We start from the raw sequence: 20,124 nt of genomic DNA, 5'->3' as shown, positions 1-20,124 counted from the left end.
CGCCGAGTGCTCGGAAGCCGGGACGCGCATGAGTAATGACGCAGCCGTCATCGTCGACGGCAACGGCGGTGCCGAGCTGCCCGGACCTACTGTGCTGCAACGACTGCTCGGCGCGAGCACACTGTGGATCGGCGTCGTACTCGTCGGACTGTGCGTGGTGTTCAGCGTGCTTCGTCCCGATGCGTTTCCCACCCGATTCACCCTGCAGACCCTGCTGATCGAAACCTCGGTGCTGCTGGTGCTTTCGGTCGGGATGACCTTCGTGATCATCACCTCCGGCATCGACCTCTCCGTCGGCATGGTGCTGATCTTCGCCGGGGTGCTCGGCGCGAAAACGATGGAATGGCTGAGCCCCGACGAGAACGCTACCTCGGCGGGTTGGGGAATCATCGGACTCGGATTCCTGATTTCCGTCGCAGGCGGCGGAATCTGGGGACTGCTCAACGGACTTCTGGTCGCCAAGGCCAAGATTCCGCCGCTGATCGTCACGCTGGGGTCGTTCGGCGCCGCCCTCGGTGCGGCGCAATTGATCACCGGCGGCGTCGACACCAGGACGGTGCCCGACAAGCTGCGCAACTCATTGGGATTCGGCACCTCGTTCGGTGGTGTCCCGAATCTGGTGCTGGTCGCGACGGTGGTCACCGTGCTGGCGGCCTGGGTGCTGCATACCACCAGGTTCGGGCGCTACACGTTCGCGATCGGCTCCAACGAGGAGGCCGCGCGCCGCTCGGGTATCGCGGTCACCCGCCATCTCGTGCTGGTCTACCTGATGACCGGATTGCTCGCGGGGCTGGCGGGATTCATGAACCTCGCCTACTTCGGCACCACCACGATCGGCGGCCACGGCACCGACAATCTGGATGCCATCGCCGGTGTGGTCATCGGCGGGACAAGCCTTTTCGGCGGTGTCGGCACGATCGTCGGCACGGTGATCGGCGTGTTCATTCCCTCCGTGCTGCGCAAGGGTTTCGTCATCGCGGGGGTGCCGGTGTTCTGGCAGCCCATCGCGGTGAGCGCGGTTCTCGTCGGGGCGGTGTGGTTCGACCAACTCCGCCGCAGGGCGCGGGACCGATAGAGGTAAGCAGTAATAACACTGCGCGACAAGAAAAGGCGGAGGTAGCCGGATGAGGGTGGCGAGGCGGACCGCGGTGATGATCGGCGCGATGGCGGCGGTCGGCGCGATGGTGGTGTCGTGTAGTGGCGAGGTCGGAAATACGGGTGGGACGGACGCCAAGAAGCTGGTGCTCATCCCCGGCGTCGCCGATGAACCCTTCTATATCTCCATGCAGTGCGGTGCACAAGAGGAAGCGAACAAGCTCGGCTACAAGCTGGATACCCAGGCGCCGACCAAGTTCGACGCCGGATCGCAGACGCCGGTGCTGACCGGCGTGGTGGCCAATAGGCCCGGCGGCATCCTGATCGCGCCGACGCACGCGACGGCCATGGCCAATCCGCTCGAGCAGGCCAAGGACGCCGGCATCAAGATCGTCGAAGTGGACACCGCGCTGGACGACACCTCCGTTGCGCTGTCGTCGATTTCGTCCGACAACACGAAGGGTGGCGAACTCGCGGCCGCCACCTTGGCGAAGCTGGTCGGTGAGAAGGGGCCGGTGCTGGTGATCAACACCAAGGCGGGTACCTCTACCACGGACGCACGCGCCAAGGGCTTCGAGGCGGCGCTGAAGAACTACCCGGGCATGACCTCACTCGGCGTGCAGTACAACAACAATGAGGCCGCCCAAGCCGCCTCGATCGTCACTGCCACGCTCGCGGCCCACCCTGACCTTGCCGGCGTGTTCGCGACGAACCTGAGCTCGGCCGAAGGTGCGGCAACCGGTCTGCGCAATGCGAACAAGCTCGGCCAGGTCAAACTGGTCGGCTTCGACGCAAGCCCCAAACAGGTCGAAGACCTGAAGGCGGGCACTGTGCAGGCGCTGATCGCTCAGGATCCGGCCGGCATCGGCGCCAAGGGCGTCGACCAGGTCGTCGCGGCGCTGGAGGGTAAGCCGGTCACCAGGAACATCCAGACCGACATGGTCGCGATCACCCAGGCGGATATGGACGCCAGCGCGAAGTACTTCTACAAGAGGAAGTGCTGAGCGGCTGTCGCACCGGCGTGCCGACCGTGCCGGCGGTCGGCAAGCGTCCCTCAATCCTCTACGCGGACAACATATCCGGACTCGGTCAGCGCATCGAGCACGTCATTGCGGTGGTTCGGTCCACGAGTCTCGAGCGTCAGCGATACCTCGACCTCGTTCAGGGCCAGCCAGGTGCCGGTGCGCGAGTGTGCCACGTCGACCACGCTCGCCCCCGTCTTCCCGACCACCCCGAGCAGGCTGCTCAGTCCGCCGGGGCGATCCACGATCGTCACGCGCACCGCGAGGTAGCGACCCGCGGCGCTCAGGCCGTGGCCGATCAGTCGGGTCAAGAGCAGTGGGTCGATATTGCCGCCGGACAGTATCGCGCAGACCGGTCCGCGCAGTCCGAGTTCCTCTGGCGGGTAACTCATCAACGCGGCGACCGCCGCGGCGCCGGCCGGCTCGACGATCAGCTTCGCTCGTTCCAGACACAGCAGCAGCGCCCTCGACAGCGCATCCTCATCGACGGTCAGCACGGTCGTCACATGTTCGGCGACGTGCGCGAACGGCACCGCACCCGGCAGCCCGACCGCGATGCCGTCGGCCATCGTCGACATCCGTGCGGCCCGGACCGGCTTGCCCGCCGCCAGCGAATCCGGCCAGGCGGCCGCCTCGGCGGCCTGCACGCCGATCACCCGCACCTGCGGGGCGAGATGGTGCAGCGCGACCGCGACACCGGCCAGCAGCCCGCCACCGCCGGTGGGCACGAGCACTGTCCCGACATCGGGTAACTGATCCAGGATCTCCAGCCCTACCGTTGCCTGCCCGGCGACGATGTCGGGGTGGTCGAACGGATGGATCAACGTCGCCCCGGTGCGGTCCGCGAAGTCGAGTGCCGCGTCGAGCGCGTCATCGACGGTTTCGCCCACCTGCTGAACCCGCGCCCCATATGCCTTGGTGGCCGCCAGTTTCGGCAGCGACGCGCCTACCGGCATGAACACCGTCGACTCGATGCCGAGCGACGTCGCCGCCCAGGCCACCCCTTGGGCGTGATTGCCCGCGCTCGCCGCGACAACACCATTGGCCCGATCGCCCGCGGGCAGATTCGCGATCCTGTTGTAGGCGCCCCGCGGCTTGAACGACCCCGTCCGCTGCAAGTTCTCGCACTTGAGCCACACCTCGGTCTCGGACCGCTCCGACAACATCCGCGACGCCACCACCGGCGTCCGCCGAATCACCGGCGCGAGTAGCGCCGCAGCCGCCTCGATCCGATCCAGCCCAAGCAACTCCATGCCGCCATGCTGCCAGGTCACACCCGAGCCGGCAGCAACTTGCCACAGCTGTGTGCCACGGTCTTGTTGAATTACGCAGCCTTGGCCAGGTTGTGGGCGATCGCGCCGAGGCGGGCGAGGCGGGCGTCGCCGAGTGGAGTGAGTTTGCCGCCGAGGCGGTTGGTGACAAAGCCGAGGGACATGCCCGTGGCGGGGTCGGCGAAGGCGCCGGAGCCGCCGAGGCCGAAATGGCCGAAGGCGGAGACGGGTTCGGCTTTGGAGGGTTTCATCGGGACGCCGTGGTAGCCGAGGGCCCAGGGAATGCGGAAGGCGAGGACGTAGTCGGGGGTGAAGACTTGCCGTCGGGTGATCAGCTCGATGGTTTCGGGTTGCAGCAGCTGGAAGCCGTCGAGGCGCCCCGCGTTGGCGAGGGCGCCGTACATGCGGGCGAGCGATCGTGCGGAAAAGACGCCGTTGATGCCGGGCATGACCGAATCGTGCAGGCGCGGATCGGACACCAGGTCGGCGAAACCCTGCGGCGTGGTGTCGGCGGCCGCGGCGAACCTGGTCTTCGACATCAGCCGTGCGCCACGGTCCCACTGGAGGCCTGCGACGGTGAGCCGGGGGAAATTGGTGGCGATACGGTCGCGCTCGGAGTCGGGTACCCGGAACCAAAGATCCTCGGCCGCGAGCGGTTCGGCGATTTCGGTGCGCAGCGCGTCGGTGAAGTTCGAGCCGCTGATTCTGCGCACCAGCTCGGCGACCAAGTGGCCGAAGGTGATTCCGTGATAGCCGCTGGTCACGAGGTGCCGTGGGTCGGGGGTCGCGGCAGCCAACGCCGCGGTCACCGCCGCGTCGTCGAGGAATCGGTCCACCGGACCGGGGAGCAGTCCGCGCAGCCGGTGCAGCCCGGCCCGATGAGTCAGCAACTCGCGCACCGTAATGAGTTCCTTTCCCGCGGCGGCGAATTCGGGCCAATAGGTGGCGACGGTCGCGTCATAGTCGAGCAGACCGCGCTCGGCCAGCCGGTGCAACAGGGTGGTGGCGACAGCCTTGCCGGTGGAGTAGGCCATGGCCACGGTGTTGTGCGCCCACGGCACCTCCGGGTGCGCGAAGCCGGCCCAGACATCGACTACCGGCTCGCCGTGCAGGTAGACCACGAGGGCGCCGCCACCGTCGGACGGCCGCCGGAACAGCCGGTCGAATTCGGCCACCAGACTCACGAAGCGCCGATCGACGGTTTGCGTTGTCGGGAGAGTGGTCATCGAGGGATCCTTGTCGTTCCGGGGATCCATACAGCGTATGACAGTCCGAATTCCACCCCGAACGGCCGGAACTGTCTGAGAGTGCATTTTCCTGACCGTCACATCAGGGACCGAAAACGCAACACGGCTCGCCTACGGTGGTCGACATGCCTCCACGGAGACGTTCGGCGCTGCTCGCGAGGTTGGTTGTCGACGAACCGGGCAGGCCACAGATCATTCTCGGCGAACTGCGCCGGGTAATCCTCGACGGTGCCGTGCCACCGTGCACGGTGATCCCGCTGCGGGAGGTGGCCGAACTATTCGGGGTCAGCCACATTCCGGTGCGCGAGGCACTCAAGACGCTGCTGGGGGAGGGCCTTGTCACCCACCAGCCGCACGGCGGATACACCGTGGCCCAGCTCACCGCGAACGAGCTGCGAGAAATGTATATCGTGCGCGAAACTTTGGAGACGGCATCGCTCGCGGCGGCCGCCATGAACGCCTCCGACGCCGATCGCGCCGACCTGATGCAAGTGAATGCCCTTCTGGAGCAAGCGATCCGGGACGACGACCCGGTCGCCTATCATCGGCAGTCCCGGCTGTTCCATGTCGCGCTGACCCGGCCCTCGCGCATGTTCCGTCTGTTGCACATGCTCGAGTCGGCGTGGAATGTCACCGAACCGGTGCAGTCGATGGTGCACATCGGCCGCGCCGACCGGGTGCGCCTGCACACCGACCACGCGTTGATGATGGACGCCTTCCTCGCCCGTGACGTCGATCGTCTGCTGCTCATCGCCGAACGGCACCACCGCAGGTTGGAGACGGTTATCGCGACCCTGCCGACCGATACCGGGCTGCTGGCGCCGGAAGATATATCTGCCGCGCAATAGCCGGGCAATAACTGTGCAATAGGCGGGCAACGCATGGTTTCTACCGTCGTTCGGGATCACAGTTTCACCCTCGGACGGGAAACACCATGACCGAAATGCTCACCACCGCGGTGTCCGCGCCATCGGCACCGGCCGCACCTGCCTATCACCCGCGACTGACCAACGAAGACCTGGCGCCGCTGCGCAAGCAGAGCTGGGGTTCTTACAACATCTTCGCGTTCTGGATGTCGGACGTGCACAGCGTCGGCGGCTATGTCACCGCTGGCAGCTTGTTTGCGCTCGGTCTGGCCAGCTGGCAGGTGCTCGCGGCGCTGCTGATCGGCATCACGATCGTCTACTTCTTCTGCAACCTGGTGGCCAAGCCGAGTCAGGTGACGGGCGTGCCCTATCCGGTCATGTGCCGCAGCGCGTTCGGGGTGCTCGGCGCGAATATCCCCGCCATCATCCGCGGCCTGATCGCGGTGGCCTGGTACGGCATCCAGACCTTCCTCGCGTCCGCGGCGCTGGATGTGGTTCTGGTGAAGCTGTTTCCGGGGCTCGCGCCCTACGCGGTCGTCGGCGACTACGGCTTCCTCGGGCTTTCGCTGCTCGGCTGGGGCAGCTACCTGTTGTTGTGGGTGGTGCAGGCGTGCGTGTTCTGGCGCGGCATGGAGTCCATTCGTAAGTTCATCGACTTCTGCGGTCCCGCTGTCTATGTCGTGATGTTCCTGCTCTGCGGCTACCTCATTGCCGAGGCAGGCTGGAGTGCGATCGACTTGAAGTTGGGCGAGGTGAAGTACACCGGCTGGGCATCAATGCCGGTAATGCTCGGCGCCATCGCGCTGGTGGTGTCGTACTTCTCCGGTCCGATGCTCAACTTCGGTGACTTCTCCCGTTACGGAAAGTCTTTCGCCGCCGTGCGGCGCGGCAACCTGCTCGGCCTTCCGGTCAATTTCCTGCTGTTCTCGCTGCTGGTCGTCGTCACCGCGTCGTTGACGGTCCCGGTCTACGGCGAACTGATCACCGATCCGGTTGCGACCGTTGCTCGTATCGACAGCACCTTCGCGATCGTGCTCGGCGCGTTGACCTTCACCATCGCCACCATCGGCATCAATATCGTCGCCAACTTCATCTCCCCGGCCTTCGACTTCTCCCACGTCAGCCCGCAGAAGATCAGCTGGCGCGCGGGCGGCATGATCGCCGCGGTCGGCTCGATCCTGATCACGCCGTGGAACCTCTACAACAACCCGGAGGTCATCCACTACACCCTGGAGGTGCTCGGCGCCTTCATCGGCCCGCTGTTCGGTGTGCTCATCGCCGACTACTACCTGGTGCGCAAACAGCGGGTGATTGTCGATGATTTGTTCACCATGTCGCAGACCGGAAGCTACTGGTACAGCAAGGGTTACAACCTGGCCGCAATCATCGCGACGGCCGTCGGCGCCGTCATCGCGGTGGTCCCGGTGCTGGCCAAGGATGTCACGGGCATGTACACCGCAGCGCAGTACAGCTGGTTCATCGGCTGCGGCGTCGGCTTCGCGGTCTACCACCTGCTGGCTACCCGAACCAGACTGGCAGTGCAGGGAGTTCCTGCCTGATGCGCATCCGGGTCGTCAACCCGAACACCACGCAGGCGATGACCGAGGCGATCGAGCAGTGCGCCAAGGCCGTCGCAGGCCCCGGCACACTGCTCGACGCGGTGACCTCCGAGACGGGGCCCGCCTCGATCGAGAGCCACTACGACGAAGCCCTCAGCGTCCCAGGCCTGCTCGCCGCTATCCAGCGTGGCGAGCAGGAGGGCGTGGACGGCTACGTGATCGCGTGCTTCGGCGACCCCGGACTCGACGCCGCGCGGGAACTGGCCAGTGGTCCGGTGATCGGTATCGCGGAGGCGGCGATGCAGACGGCCAGCCATCTCGGCCGCGGTTTCAGTGTGGTCACCACGTTGAGCCGAACCGTCGGTCGCGCCGCGGATCTCGCGGAACGTTATGGCATGCAACGCTTCTGCCGCGGCATCCATGCCTGCGAGATCCCGGTACTCGCCTTGGATGCAGATCCGGACGCGCGCAAGATCGTCACCGAGGCATGCCGGGCGGCCGTCGAAAACGATGGTTCCGAGGCGATCGTGCTCGGCTGCGCGGGCATGGCCGACCTGTGCGACCACATTCGCGACGAGATCGGGGTTCCGGTGATCGACGGTGTTGCCGCCGCGACCCTGACTGTGCAGTCGCTGCTCACCCTCGGTGTGCGGAAGTCGGGGAGGGGAGAGTTCGCCGCGCCACCGGCCAAGCCCTACGCCGGGCTGCTTCGCTCGTTCGGGACGTGATCAGGCCGCGACAGCGGACGTCAGTGCCCGCAACGCGGCGTCGGGGTCGTCGACATCGACGACGACCCGGGTGAAGTCGGCCCCTGCCAGCTCGATCCGGATCGCTTTGCCGTCGAACCTCGTATCCCAGAATTCCTTCCGACGCCTGCCGCGATAGGTGCCTGCCGCGATCACCCCGGGAAAGAACGTTCCCGGTGCGCGCACCCACGGCGGACGCAGGTCGACCTCGGCAGTGGTGACCGCGGTGATGTCGGACAGATCGAAGGTCAGCTGCTCGCGCAGTGCCAGCAGCCGGTGCCCACCGAGAACGTGGACCGTCACCGTCGTATCCGTGACTTCGACTTCGACCATCGCGCACCTCACTAATTGCCAAGAGCTCGTACTCAGGCAAGCATCCGAGGCGCCCCTGGCCATAGGCTGTGCCGATCCTGTGAGTTCTCGAAGGTTTTGTGCAGTGTGACAAGCATCGCGCTGGAGTACGCATGTACCTACCTCGATATGCGCATCTATGTATGTGGCCGGGCGACGGTCCGAGGCAGCCGGGCCCGAATCACCGCCGGCCACGGGATGATGACGCCGGAGATGGTGGGCGGCCGCCTCGGACCCGGTGTGCGCACCGGTATCGGACGGAACAGCGGGATTACTTTCCGGTGCGGCGGTGTGCCTGCTCGGCGATATCGAGCACACCGGCCAGCCACGGGGTGTAGCTGTCCGGTTCGTCGGCCAGCGCGTCACGCAGCGCGTCCGGCTGGATCCACGCGTAGTCGGCGACCTCGGCGGGATCGGGGCGCGGCGCGCCCGTGTCGAAGAGGCCGATGAGCACGTGGTCCCATTCGTGTTCGACGCGGCCGGTGGCCGGATCGGCGGCCTGGTACCGGAAGGTGCCGACCTCGGTGAGGGCGGTGGTCAGCCCCAGTTCCTCGGCGAGACGCACCGCGGCTGCGGCGGCCACCGGCTCGCCCGGCGCGGGGTGTCCGCAACAGGTGTTGGCCCACAGCATTGGAAACCGGGTCTTCACCGCGGCACGCTGCTGCAACAGCACCCGGCCCGCCTCGTCGAACAGCAGCACCGAGAACGCACGGTGCAGCAGGCCGGGCGCCCGATGGGCCTGCGCGACGGGGCACGCGCCGACCGCGCGGCCTGCCTCGTCGACGAGTTCGACGGGTAGGGCCTCGCGGTCGGTCAACGGCTGATCGAGCGTCTCGGTCACCCGCCCACCTTATCGGCGGCGATCAGGAGGTACTGGAAGCTGCCCTCCTTGTAGGCGGTGAGGAACGGCTTCTCCACTCCGGTTGCCAGCTCGGACTTGGTGCGCAGCTCCCAGTAGGGGATGGTCGCCGCGGTCAGATCGACCACATCGATCGGCACCAGGTTGTTCTCGGCCATGGCACGGAAGTACTCGCTGCGTGGATGGATCATGCACCCGTAGTGGGCGTCGATCCAGCTGACCGACGACGAGCGCCCGCCGGTGACATCGTTGGAGCAGCCGGTGATGCAGACGTAGCGTCCGCCCGGCTCGAGCAGCCGCGAGAACTCACTGAACAGCTCGAAAAGGTCTACGTACATGGTGGTCTCGTTGGTCCACATCCCGCGCATCCCACCGGGCTCGAAGCCGGTGTCGAGCATATTGCGAAAGTGGAAGCGCACCTTGTCCGCGACGCCGCGATGCGCGGCCTGGTCGTTGGCGAAGCCGACCTGGTATTCGGAGATGGTGACGCCGTCGACCTGGCAACCGAACCGCTGATTGGCCATGAAGCTGGTGCCGCCGCGCCCTGATCCACCGTCCATCAGCCGATCGCCCGGCCGGACGTCGCCGAGATGGTCGAGCAGGAAATCGGCCTGCGCGGTCTCTAGGCGGTGCAGTTCCTTGACGATCCGCTCTTCGCGGGTGTCCTCCGGTCCCGTCAGCACGGAGAGATCGGGGTCGCCGATGCCGTAGTGATGGTGGAAGAGTCCGTCTACCTCGCCGAGTTTGGTATTGACCCGGTCGTCGTTGGGATTGTTGTTCCAGTACTCGGCAACAGACTTCTGATAGTGGGTACGGAGCACGGCGTCGGTGGCCGGGTTGAGCATGGTCATCTCGGATCATCCTCTCGCTGCGGTACTGCTTCAGGTTTGTCGCGTTACTGCTGGGGTGCGTCGTTGTAGCGTTTGCTGTCGGCATGCCAGGCGCGGTTTCCGCCCATCCATGCCCACAGCCCGCCGAGGAAGCGGCGGAGTTCGGCCGAACCGGCGGTAGCCAGTGCGGCCGCCTCCTGCTCGAACCGGTGCACCAGCTCGTCGTGGACGGCGGCCGTGCGCAGCACCGCCTCCCGTCGCGAGCATTTCTCTTCCGCCGCGAGCACCGTCGGGAGGTTGAATTCCCTGCCCTCCGAACGATCCTCGCGTGCCATCGAGTACAGGTCGTTCACCATCTGACTGGCGAGGGCGGCCGTGGTGACCACCCGGCGCACCCGTGGATCGGTGTATTCGGCGGCCTGCAGTTCGTAGCCGCCGACCGCATCGATCGGTGCCATACACGGCAGGAAGCTGTGCGGCTGGCGGTTGGTGAGGTACTCCCATACCGGTGGGATCCGGTGTGATGCCCGCCAGCCCGCTTCCGCGGCGAGCGCGATGAACCAGCCCGCGATCTCCGTGCGCAAGCGGGCCAGCTGCGCCGGGGTCGCGTAGCGGGACAGATGCTCGAAGGACGTGCGGAACGCGCGCAGGATCGGATCGGCCTGTAGCGCTTTCTCCAACTCGGGTGCATAGCGAGCCGGTAGATGAACGGGGTCCATTGCGGCGGCGGCGAGTTCGAGCCGCGGGCCCAGTTCGGTCGCGGCGTCCGACGGGGTGCCGTCCGGCGCGGTGTCGTCCGCTCCTTCCTCGCAGTAGTAGTCGTCGACGGACCATTCGGAGACTGCGCATTTGGCCGCGGCGAGCAGCCGATCGGGATCGTCGCTGTCGGGATGGGCGAGCATGATCAGGCGGCCGAAGTCGGCGTCCCGCAGCTCGTCCAGCCGTCCGGCGTAGAGACCGATGTCCTTCGCCCACGCGACGAGTCCGTCGTTGACCACTGCGGCCAAGGCGGGATCGTCGCGGACCGGTGGTGGACAGTACAGCGGCGGTATCGCTGGCCCGGTGTCGCGCAGATGTACGGATGACGTTCCTAATCCACTGGGTCCCAGTGGTATTCGTGACGCGCCCGAGCCCGTCGGCGCGACCCCCTGCGCCACGCCGACGGGCATCGAGGCGGCACTGGGCGGCGCGAGGAGCAGCGCCGCCGCGCCGAGGCCGCTGGGGCCGAGTAGCCGGATCGGGCCCGCACGTTCTGCAGGTTGCGTTACCTCGCGCGAATCCTGCTCCGGTGCAGTGGTTTCCGGCGATACCTCGGCAGTGTCCAAGGATAGGGTCGGCGGAACGGTGTCATCGAGATTCGACAGCAGCGCGGCGACGGCGGCGGCCACATCGTGGGTGGCAGCAGGCGCCGATGCGCGGGAGAGCACCGACATCGCTCATCACCCCGATCAGTCGGCCTGCCGGGCGACCAGGACGTTGTCGAGCACGCCAAGTGCGTCCGGCACCAGCACGGCCGCCGAGTAGTAGCAGCTGACCAGGTAGGAGATGATCGACTGGTCGTCGATGCCCTTGAATCGGACATTGAGGCTCGGCTCGTACTCATCGGGGATGTTGGTCTGGTGCAGCCCGATGACGCCTTGGTCTTTTTCCCCGGTGCGCATGGCGAGAATCGACGTGGTCTGAGTGCCACTGACCGGGATCTTGCCGCACGGGAAGATCGGCACACCGCGCCAGGCCGGGACGCGGTGGCCGTCTACCTCGACCGGATCGGGATACAGTCCGCGCTTGCTGCATTCGCGGCCGAAGGCGGCGATCGCTTTCGGGTGTGCCAGAAAGAGTTTCGTGCTGCGCCGCATGCTGAGCAGCTCGTCCATATCGTCCGGGGTCGGCGGGCCCGCTTCGGTGTAGATGCGCTGCTTCAGGTCGCAGTTGTGCAGCAGACCGAAGTCCGGGTTGTTGACGAGGTCGTCCTCCCGGCGTTCGTACAGTGCCTCGATGGTCAGCCGCAGCTGCTGTTCGACCTGGTTCATCGGATCGTTGAACAGGTCGGCGACGCGGGTGTGCACCCGCAGCACGCTCTGGGCCAGGCTCAGCTCGTATTCGCGTGGCGACGCGTCGTAGTCGACGAAGGTGCCGTCCAGCAAAGGTTCTCCGGAATGGCCGGAGGAGATCAGAATGCTGGCCTCGCCCTTGGCGTTCTGTGGTTTGGCCGGTGTTGCCGCGACGCGTGACAATTGCTCGCGGAGTGCCGGTGTGTATTCCATTATTTCGTCCAGCGTCTGCCGCGGCAGGACCAACATTGTTGTCCTTGTCACGGTTTTGACGGTGACCGGCCAAATGGCGGAAGGATTTGTCAGTGTCTCGTCGCCGTAGAAGTCGCCGCCGGCCAGCATTCCGAGCATTGTCGGCTCACCGTATTCTCCGGAACCGATCTTGGCGAGTTTTCCGTGCACGATCAGCATGACCTGATTCATCGGATTGCCGAATTCCGCTACGACGGTGCCGGGTTCGAGATCACGCTGTTCGAATCGCTGCGCGAGCGCGCGCAGTACTTCCTCGTCGTCGAAGTCCCGCAATTGCGGAAGTTCCTGCAGTTCCAGTGGAATCACCCTGGCCTGCGAACCGTCGACGACGTATTCGACCTCGCCGTTGCCCACGGTGTGGGTGAGTCGCCGATTGACGCGGTAGGTACCACTGTTGACCTGCGTCCACGGCAGCATGCGGGTGAGCCAGCGTGAGCTGATGCCCTGCATTTGCGGCTCGGATTTGGTGGTGGTCGCGAGCGGTCGCGCCGCGGCGGTGCTGAGACTCTTGCGTACGTGGTTATCCGTTTGGACTGGCATTTCGATGGTCATGCTTTGTCCTCACCTCGAGATGGTCACCATGACGGTCGACGGTGGTGGTGGCGCTTCGATTGCACAGCAGAAACTAGTCACTCGAGTGAATTGATTTACGCGACAGTGCGTTCCAGACGGCATCGATACTAGGACGGGCAGGACGGCATGCGCAGAGGAATGTCGAAGATCGCGGAGTCGATGATGGCACAACGGGTTTCGGATGGTCACGACATGCCCTCGATCGCGATAACGACACGTAACGTCCTGGGATGAATAGCGGATTCGCGGACGGATGGCTGTGACATAGCTATCTTCAGATGTCATGTTCACCTGGATCTACGCGCTGCCCATCTGGCTGGACTTCCTGATCATCACTGGAACCTGCGTCGCGCTGACAACCGGAGCGATCCTGTTGACTCGCCCGTATGTGTTGAAGACGCTCGGCCCCGAGCCTGGCAAGAACGACTCGGTCACCATGGTCCTGACGGTCGGCGGTGTGTTCTACGGCCTACTGCTCGGCCTGATCGCGGCCGCGACCTATCAGTCCTATGACGCGGCACAGGGGGTCGTCGCCGACGAGGCCGCCGCCCTCGGCACGCTCTACCGCGAGGCGGGTGCCTATCCGGAGCCGCAGCGGACCCAGTTGCGCCGGGATCTGGTGGACTACACCGACAACGTGCTGACCGTGGCCTGGCCCGCGCTGCGTGCGGGCGAGGAACCGATGGGCGGCACCGCCCTGGTGACCAGGTTTCAGGAACACCTGCTGGCCTTCCAGCCGCAGACCAAGGCCGAGGAGATCGTGCACGCGGCGACGATCGACCAGTTCGCCCGGTTCGATCAGGATCGACGGCATCGGATCAACGCCACCTCCGGCGGTGTGCCCGGTGTGCTGTGGTGGACAATTCTGGTGGGAGCCACCGTGAATCTGGTGTTGCTGTGCCTGTTCAGCCTGCATCGCGGCGCGCATTTGCTACTCGGTGGCCTGTTCGCCTTCTTTCTCGGCGCGATGATCTTTCTGATCGCCGCCCTGGATCTGCCGTTTCGTGGCGACCTGAGTGTGAGCCCGGCGCCATTCGAGAGTATGTATGTGAACGTCATGCAGCGCTGACCTCGCCAGGTCGACGAAACAGGCCCGTTCGGCCATATATCTCCGCTGATCCGCGCGGCCTGTCATGGATCGGGTCACAGCCGACACATAATGGACACACGATGTGGGAAGCTCGTCTGAACATGTCGGGGTGTGTGATGCGTGTCACGTTTCTTGGTAGGGCTGGGAGCGATCGTGAAATTCAGTGCGAAGGATATGGTCGGGTCGGTACAGCGGTTGATGGCGACCGCCCAGAACGGCCTGGAAGTCATCCGCTTCGGTGGGCTGACCAACGACGTCGAATCGTCCCCGTTCGAGGTGGTCGAGCGCAGGCGGATGTATCGGTTGCGCCATTACTTCCCCGACGATGCGACGCCGGGCAGGCCGGTGGCCGTGCTGGTGCCGCCGCTGATGGTGAACGCCGACATCTGGGACGTCAACGCCGAGGACGGCGCGGTCGGAATTCTGCATCGCGGCGGAATCGATTGCTGGGTGGTCGATTTCGGGTCGCCCGCGAGCGAAGAGGGCGGTTGGGAGCGGGATCTGGCCGATCACGTCCTCGCGGTCAGCAGTGCGATCGACACGGTCTGTGAGGCGACCGGCAGCAGCGTGCACCTGATGGGGTACTCGCAGGGCGGCATGTTCGCCTATCAGACCTCCGCATACCGGTACGGCAAGAACGTGGCGAGCATCGTCACCTTCGGCAGCCCGGTCGACGTGGTTGCGGGTATGCCGTTCGGGCTTCCGTACGGCATGGTGTCGGATGTCGCGGAGTTCCTGGCAGACCATGTCGTCACCCGACTGCCGATCACCGATTCCATGGTGCGGATCGGCTTCCAAATGTTGGACCCGGTGAAGACCGCGAAGTCCAGGATCGATTTCCTGCGCCAGCTGCATGACCGCGAGGCGCTACTGCCCAAGGAACGTCAGCGTCGGTTCCTCAACAACGACGGTTGGGTCGGCTACGCGGGCCCCGCGGCCGCCGATCTACTCAAGCAGTTCGTCGCGCACAACCGGCTGATGCTCGGCGGCTTTGTGATTCGGGATCAGCCGATTTCGCTTGCCGAACTGAAGTGCCCGATTCTGGCGTTCGTCGGCGAGGTCGACGATATCGGCCAGCCCGCCGCGGTGCGCGGCATCGTGCGAGCCGCACCCAACGCCGAGGTGTACGAAGCCAGTTTGGTGGCAGGACATTTCGGCCTCGTCGCCGGCAGCATGGCCACCAATCACACCTGGCCGCTGGTGCGGCAGTGGATCGATTGGATGGACCGCGACCAGCCGCTGCCTCCCGAGATCGCCCCGATGGCCGAACACGTCGCAAGCAACCGGCCGCGCTCCGCGGCCACCAGGGTGGTGCACACCGTCGGCACGCTGGCCGAGGCCGGAGCGGGCATGGGTAAGGCGTTGGAAGGGATCGCGAACAACACCGTGCGCGGCTCGGTCGAACTGGTCGGCGAGGCGGCGCGGGCACTGCCACGACTGACCCGGCTCGGGATGATCCAGCCGCACACCCGAATTTCCTTGGGTCGATTGCTTGCCGAACAGGCGCAGCGGGCGCCGTTGCGCGACCTGTTCCTGTTCGACGATCGCGTGCACACCAACGCGTCGGTCAATGTCCGCATCGATAACGTGGTTCGCGGCCTCATCTCGGTCGGCGTCCGGCCCGCGATGCGGGTCGGCGTGCTGATGGAGACCCGGCCGAGTGCGCTGGCGACCGTCGCGGCGCTCTCGCGGCTCGGCGCCGTCGCGGTGCTGCTCGCCCCCGGCAGCGAGCTGGCACACGCGATCGAACTCACCGGCATCAAGACGGTGGTCGCGGACCCGGAGAACCTGCGGACCGCGGCGGCCACCGGCACTCGGGTGCTGGTGCTCGGCGGCGGCGGCGCCCGCGGACTCGATATTTCCCAGGGTGAGAACGTGATCGACCTCGAACAGATCGATCCCACCCAGGTGCGGCTGCCCGCCTGGTACCGGCCGGATCCCGGACTGGCCCGCGAACTCGCCTTCGTCCTCGTCACCGGCACCGGCGATCGGCTGGAGACGAAGTACATCACCAACCATCGCTGGGCGCTTTCGGCGTTCGGCACCGCGACCTCGGCCGATCTGGATCGCAAGGACACGGTGTACTGCCTTGCCCCGCTGCATCATTCGTCCGGCCTGCTGGTGAGCCTCGGCGGCGCGATCGCGGGTGGCAGCCGGATCGCGCTGGCCAGATCGCTCGACCCGGCCCGCTTCGCCGAGGAGGTGCACCGCTACGGCGTCACCGTGGTGACCTACACCTGGACCATGCTGCGCGACATCCTCGACGCCGGGGTGTTCCCCACCGGACACCGGCACCCGATCCGTCTGTTCATCGGCTCCGGCATGCCCGCGGGCCTATGGCGGCGCACCACCGACCAATTCGACCCCGCTCGAGTGCTGGAGTTCTACGCCTCCATCGAGGGCGATGTGGTGCTGGCGAACGTGACCGGCGTCAAAGCGGGCTGCAAAGGCAGGCCGGTGCCGGGCACCGCCAAGGTGGAGCTCGTCGCCTACGACCCGATCACCGAGCAGGTGCTGGTGAACGAATCCGGTTTCGCCCGCCGCTGCGCGGACAACGAAGTGGGCCTACTGATCGGCAAGGCCTCCGATGGCGTAGATCTCTCCGAGGGTGGCCTGCGCGGCGTGTTCACCGCGGGCGACGCGTGGATGCCGACCGAGAATCTGTTCCGCCGCGACAGCGACGGTGACTACTGGCTGGTCGACCGCACGGACACGGTGATCCGCACCCCGCGCGGGCCGGTGTACACCCAGCCGATCGTCGACACGCTCAACGACATCACCGCGGTCGACATGGAGGTCGCCTACGGGCTACCGGTCGGCGACCACAACCTGGCGGTCGCGGCCGTCAGCGTCCGCAAGGGTTTCCGGCTGGAGCCGGCGGACGTGACCGAGGCGTTGCAGGTGCTCGATCACCACCAGCGGCCCGATCTGGTGTATGTGGTGGCGGAGATCCCGCGCAGCTCGTCGTACCGCCCGTCCACCCGCGCCGTGCAAGTGGCCGGGCGGCCCGAGCTCGGACCCGGCACTTGGTGGTACAACCGGGCTGCGGAGTCTTACGAGGTGCTCTCCGAGGCGGACGCGCGCATATTGCTCGGCGACTGATCAGCGAGTTCGGCCCCTGCTCGGAGAAGCCGGGCGGGGCCGAATCGCATTGTCGTGCGGCCGGATTCACTACGTAGTCATCGGGGGTACAGGGGCCGGTCGGGTGCTCTGCCGGTATTCGCCGTACTATCCGTGGTTGCGGCCGAAGCAAACCGGAACTGCTCGAGGAAACTGGTGGGTACGAGCCTTATCTATCGCAACCGAATCGTCTACGAGCTGGCAATGCGTGGGCTGTACGGCCGCCACTACGGCGCTCGGTACCGCGCCATCGCCGCAATCGTGCCCGACGGAGCCAGCGTGGTCGAGCTGTGCTGCGGTCCTGCCACGTTGTATTCCCGCTATCTGCGCGGCAAATCTATCGACTACATGGGTCTCGATCTCAACGAGGGTTTCATCGCCCGAGTGGCCAAGGCGGGTGGCCGCGGTGCGGTTCGGGATCTGCACTCCGATTCCCCGCTGCCGGAAGCCGACTATCTCGTCATGCAGGCGAGCCTGTACCACTTCCTGCCCGAGCCGGGGCCGCTGATCGACCGGATGCTGGCCGCGGCGGGCAAGCAGGTGATCATCGCGGAACCGATCCGCAATCTGGCGTCCAGCGATAACCGGGTACTCGCCGCACTCGGCCAGCGCTTCACCGACGCGGGCGACGGCGCACAGGCGCATCGGTTCACCGAAGCGACCCTGGACGAATTCTTCCGCGACTACGAATCGCGGGTGGTGGAGCGGTCGCTGATCGCGGGCGGCCGGGAGAAGCTGTTCGTCCTCTCGGTGTGAGACGAGTCGACGGCGGGCCTGGCGCTCCCGCCGAACTCGACTCGGATCAGACCGTGAACGCCGTGATGGCGTCGACGACGCGGGTCACCTGCTCGTCGGTCAGATCGGGCCACAGCGGCAGGCGCACGATAGTTCCGGAGAACTCGGCGCTGCGCACACACGGCTGCGGGGTGCGGCCCAGTTTGAGGCCTGCCGGGCTGGAATCCAGCGGTACGTAGTGGAACGGTGCCGAGATGCCGTGCGCACGCAGGTGCGCGATCAGGTCGTCGCGGCGCTCCTCGGTGGGTGTGCGCAGGTAGTACAGGTGCGCGGTGTGTGCGCGGTCTTCGGGCACTGTCATCAGGCGAACGTCGTTGCGGCGCGCCCATTCCGGCAGCCCGGCGGCGTAGGCGTCCCATACTCGGTGCCGTCCGGCCTGGATGGTGTCGAATTCGTCCAGCTGCGCGTCCAGCACCGCGGCGTTCAGCTCGCTGGGTAGATAGCTCGAGCCGATGTCCTGCCAGGAGTATTTGTCCACCGCGCCGCGCAGGAAGCGGGCGCGGTCGGTGCCTTTCTCACGGATGATTTCGGCACGTGCCATCAGGATCTCGTCGGTGAGCAGCAGTGCGCCGCCCTCGCCGCAGTGCACGTTCTTGGTGTCGTGGAAGCTGAGGGTGCCCAGGCTGCCGATGGTGCCGAGCGGGCGACCGCGCCAGCTACCGCCGAGGCCGTGCGCGTTGTCCTCCACGATGGCAAAACCGTGGGCGTTGGCCAGGGCAAGCAGCCGATCCATCTCGGCAGCGACGCCGCCGTAGTGGATGACGACAACGGCTTTGGTCCGGTCGGTGACCGCCGCCGCGACGGATTCCGGGTCCAGATTGCCGGTCTCCGGGTCGATATCGGCGAAGACGCAGGTGGCCCCGCGCAGTGCCATGGCGGTCGCGGTGGAGGTGAACGCGAAGCTCGGCACGATCACTTCGTCGTCCGGGCCGAGCTCGAGCAGCAGCCCCGCCATCTCCAGCGCGGAGGTGCACGAGGTGGTCAGCAGCGCGTGCGGCGCGGCGGTGATGGTCTTGAGCTTCGCGGTGGCGGCGGCGGTGAACTGCCCGTCGCCGTGGCTGTGGTCGGAGGCGAGCACGGCCTCCAGGTTGGCCAATTCGCGGCGCGCTCGGAACGGGCGGCTGAAGATGACGCGATCAGTGCTCAAGCCGGTCGGTCCCCCTGCTGGCGGCGGTCGTGGACAGTTCCCGGATATCCGCCGGGCGCGGCGTCGGTGTATCGACGGTCAGGTAGAGCGGTTTGCCGACGAGGATATGCAGAGCCACCCCGAGGTATTCGGCGATGAGGCCGAGTGAGAACAGCGTCGCGCCCGACACCAGCAGCAGCACCACGATGATCGAAGCCCAGCCCTCGGGCGCCCAGTTTTCGGCGGTGAGTGCCTCATAGACGACGAACGCGGCCATCACGCCACCGGCAAGCGCCAGCGTGACGCCGAGCAGGCTGACCAGACGCAGGCCGCGAGTTCCGCTGCACAGCACCATCTTCCAGAACAGCGAGAACAAGCGCCGGTAGTTGTAGCCGGACTCCTCGCGGCCCTCGGCGCGTAGTTCGACCGGCACCTGGGCGACGGTGCCGACCACCCAGGTCAGCGCGACATCGAGATAGACACCGTTGGAGGCGACCTCGGCGAGTTGGCGGCCGATGGCGCCGCGGATCAGCCGGTAGCTCTCGAACCGGGTGGAATCCGGGAACGCGAACACCGTCGCCAACACGATCTTCGCGCCACGCGAGGTGAGGTTGCGCAGGAAACCGTGCGGGCGGGTGTTGGTCGGCCTCGAATAGACCAGGTCGGCGCGCTCGGCAAGGGCCGCGTCCAGGAAAGTACCGATGAAACGGGGATCGTGCTGGCCGTCCTCGTCCATGGTGACGATCCAGCCGCCGTGTGCGGCCGACATGCCCGCGATTGTCGCGGCGTCCTGGCCGAAGTTGCGGCTCAGCCAGACGGTGCGCACTTCGGGGTAGGTCTGCTCCAACTCCTGCAGCACCACATCGGATCGATCGGGTCCGTGATCGTGCACCAGGATGATCTCGTCGATCGCGAAGGTGGCGCCGCCGAGCGTGTCGGTGGGAACGGTCAGCTTGTGCAGTTCGGCGACCAGCCCGCCGATGGTGTCCTCGCCCCGGTAGATCGGCACGACGACAGACACTGTGTGCACGCCGGGGCGGGCCGCGTGCCCGTTCGATGCCACGGCATCGGAGCGGGGCGTGGAAGTAGTGGGAATCGGCATCAGCTGGATCGACTTTCGCTAACGGTGCGTGCCGGTACTCCCCGCTGGACAGCAGAGCCCGAGCCGCCCAGAACTCTAGCACGGTGGGGCTTTCGGCTTCCCGGGCTGCGCATCACACCATCATCATCACCTCGGCGACCGATGCCAAGCGCGACACCGCACGGTAGGG

The 20,124-nt window shown here is 66.2% G+C and carries 17 protein-coding genes; 8 read left to right on the top strand and 9 right to left on the bottom strand.

Annotation, left to right across the window (positions count from 1 at the left end; translation table 11 throughout):
- The first annotated feature begins 28 nt into the window (after nt 1-28).
- Entirely contained in the window at nt 29-1,075 is a 1,047-nt protein-coding gene (locus tag ACFQZZ_RS12420) for an ABC transporter permease (protein WP_378678557.1), read from the top strand.
- A 49-nt stretch (nt 1,076-1,124) separates the two neighbouring features.
- Nucleotides 1,125-2,099, top strand: a complete 975-nt coding sequence (locus ACFQZZ_RS12415) for an ABC transporter substrate-binding protein (RefSeq protein WP_378678554.1) — start codon at nt 1,125-1,127, stop codon at nt 2,097-2,099.
- A gap of 50 nt (nt 2,100-2,149) precedes the next feature.
- Here the strand turns inward: ACFQZZ_RS12415 and ilvA are convergent, their stop codons facing one another.
- Complete coding sequence (ilvA, locus tag ACFQZZ_RS12410) at nt 2,150-3,370, bottom strand: threonine ammonia-lyase (protein ID WP_378678550.1); 1,221 nt, start codon at nt 3,368-3,370, stop codon at nt 2,150-2,152.
- A 71-nt stretch (nt 3,371-3,441) separates the two neighbouring features.
- Entirely contained in the window at nt 3,442-4,614 is a 1,173-nt protein-coding gene (locus tag ACFQZZ_RS12405) for a serine hydrolase domain-containing protein (RefSeq protein WP_378678547.1), read from the bottom strand.
- A 146-nt stretch (nt 4,615-4,760) separates the two neighbouring features.
- Here ACFQZZ_RS12405 and ACFQZZ_RS12400 point away from each other — a divergent pair, with 146 nt between their 5' ends.
- The 3 genes from ACFQZZ_RS12400 (at nt 4,761) to ACFQZZ_RS12390 (ending at nt 7,788) form a co-directional block, all read left to right on the top strand.
- Nucleotides 4,761-5,483, top strand: a complete 723-nt coding sequence (locus ACFQZZ_RS12400; protein ID WP_378678544.1) for a GntR family transcriptional regulator — start codon at nt 4,761-4,763, stop codon at nt 5,481-5,483.
- Nucleotides 5,484-5,569: 86 nt separating this feature from the next.
- Complete coding sequence (locus ACFQZZ_RS12395; RefSeq protein ID WP_378678541.1) at nt 5,570-7,060, top strand: NCS1 family nucleobase:cation symporter-1; 1,491 nt, start codon at nt 5,570-5,572, stop codon at nt 7,058-7,060.
- The gene (locus ACFQZZ_RS12390) at nt 7,060-7,788 is read left to right on the top strand and encodes an aspartate/glutamate racemase family protein (protein WP_378678538.1); all 729 of its coding nucleotides are present in this window, start codon (nt 7,060-7,062) and stop codon (nt 7,786-7,788) included. The genes ACFQZZ_RS12395 and ACFQZZ_RS12390 overlap by 1 nt, the downstream gene beginning before the upstream one ends.
- Here ACFQZZ_RS12390 and ACFQZZ_RS12385 read toward each other — a convergent pair whose 3' ends face one another.
- The 5 genes from ACFQZZ_RS12385 to ACFQZZ_RS12365 all read right to left on the bottom strand — a co-directional run bounded on the left by ACFQZZ_RS12385 (nt 7,789) and on the right by ACFQZZ_RS12365 (nt 12,701).
- Nucleotides 7,789-8,139 (bottom strand): hypothetical protein, encoded by a 351-nt coding sequence (locus ACFQZZ_RS12385; RefSeq protein WP_378678535.1) that lies wholly within the window; start codon nt 8,137-8,139, stop codon nt 7,789-7,791.
- Nucleotides 8,140-8,428: 289 nt separating this feature from the next.
- Nucleotides 8,429-8,998, bottom strand: a complete 570-nt coding sequence (gene idi / locus ACFQZZ_RS12380; protein ID WP_378678532.1) for an isopentenyl-diphosphate Delta-isomerase — start codon at nt 8,996-8,998, stop codon at nt 8,429-8,431.
- A complete protein-coding gene (locus ACFQZZ_RS12375) occupies nt 8,995-9,867 on the bottom strand; it encodes a geranyl diphosphate 2-C-methyltransferase (RefSeq protein WP_378678529.1) in 873 nt (290 codons plus the stop codon). Before ACFQZZ_RS12375 ends, idi begins: the two co-directional genes overlap by 4 nt.
- Nucleotides 9,868-9,911: 44 nt before the next feature.
- A complete protein-coding gene (locus ACFQZZ_RS12370; RefSeq protein WP_378678527.1) occupies nt 9,912-11,279 on the bottom strand; it encodes a family 2 encapsulin nanocompartment cargo protein terpene cyclase in 1,368 nt (455 codons plus the stop codon).
- A gap of 15 nt (nt 11,280-11,294) precedes the next feature.
- Nucleotides 11,295-12,701 carry a family 2B encapsulin nanocompartment shell protein gene (locus ACFQZZ_RS12365; RefSeq protein WP_378678525.1) on the bottom strand — a complete coding sequence of 469 codons (1,407 nt, stop codon included), beginning with the start codon at nt 12,699-12,701 and terminating at the stop codon, nt 11,295-11,297.
- Nucleotides 12,702-13,005: 304 nt separating this feature from the next.
- Between ACFQZZ_RS12365 and ACFQZZ_RS12360 the strand changes: the two genes are divergently transcribed.
- From ACFQZZ_RS12360 to ACFQZZ_RS12350, 3 genes are all read left to right on the top strand, one after another.
- The gene (locus ACFQZZ_RS12360; protein ID WP_378678522.1) at nt 13,006-13,791 is read left to right on the top strand and encodes a hypothetical protein; all 786 of its coding nucleotides are present in this window, start codon (nt 13,006-13,008) and stop codon (nt 13,789-13,791) included.
- Nucleotides 13,792-13,965: 174 nt separating this feature from the next.
- Complete coding sequence (locus ACFQZZ_RS12355) at nt 13,966-16,914, top strand: acyl-CoA synthetase (RefSeq protein WP_378678519.1); 2,949 nt, start codon at nt 13,966-13,968, stop codon at nt 16,912-16,914.
- Nucleotides 16,915-17,088: 174 nt separating this feature from the next.
- On the top strand, nt 17,089-17,688 hold the full coding sequence (locus ACFQZZ_RS12350; protein WP_378678516.1) for a methionine biosynthesis protein MetW: 600 nt from the start codon (nt 17,089-17,091) through the stop codon (nt 17,686-17,688).
- Between the two features lie 46 nt (nt 17,689-17,734).
- Here ACFQZZ_RS12350 and rffA read toward each other — a convergent pair whose 3' ends face one another.
- Both rffA and ACFQZZ_RS12340 read right to left on the bottom strand, forming a co-directional pair.
- Nucleotides 17,735-18,874 carry a dTDP-4-amino-4,6-dideoxygalactose transaminase gene (gene rffA, locus ACFQZZ_RS12345; RefSeq protein ID WP_378678513.1) on the bottom strand — a complete coding sequence of 380 codons (1,140 nt, stop codon included), beginning with the start codon at nt 18,872-18,874 and terminating at the stop codon, nt 17,735-17,737.
- Entirely contained in the window at nt 18,864-19,883 is a 1,020-nt protein-coding gene (locus ACFQZZ_RS12340; protein ID WP_378680469.1) for a glycosyltransferase, read from the bottom strand. The genes rffA and ACFQZZ_RS12340 overlap by 11 nt, the downstream gene beginning before the upstream one ends.
- Nucleotides 19,884-20,124 lie beyond the last annotated feature (241 nt).

Origin of the sequence: Nocardia sp. GCM10030253 (genome assembly GCF_042675075.1) — a bacterium.
Classification (GTDB): Bacteria; Actinomycetota; Actinomycetes; order Mycobacteriales; family Mycobacteriaceae; genus Nocardia.
The sequence above is the reverse complement of the archived record's forward strand: the minus strand, read 5'-3'. Positions and strand labels throughout refer to the sequence as shown.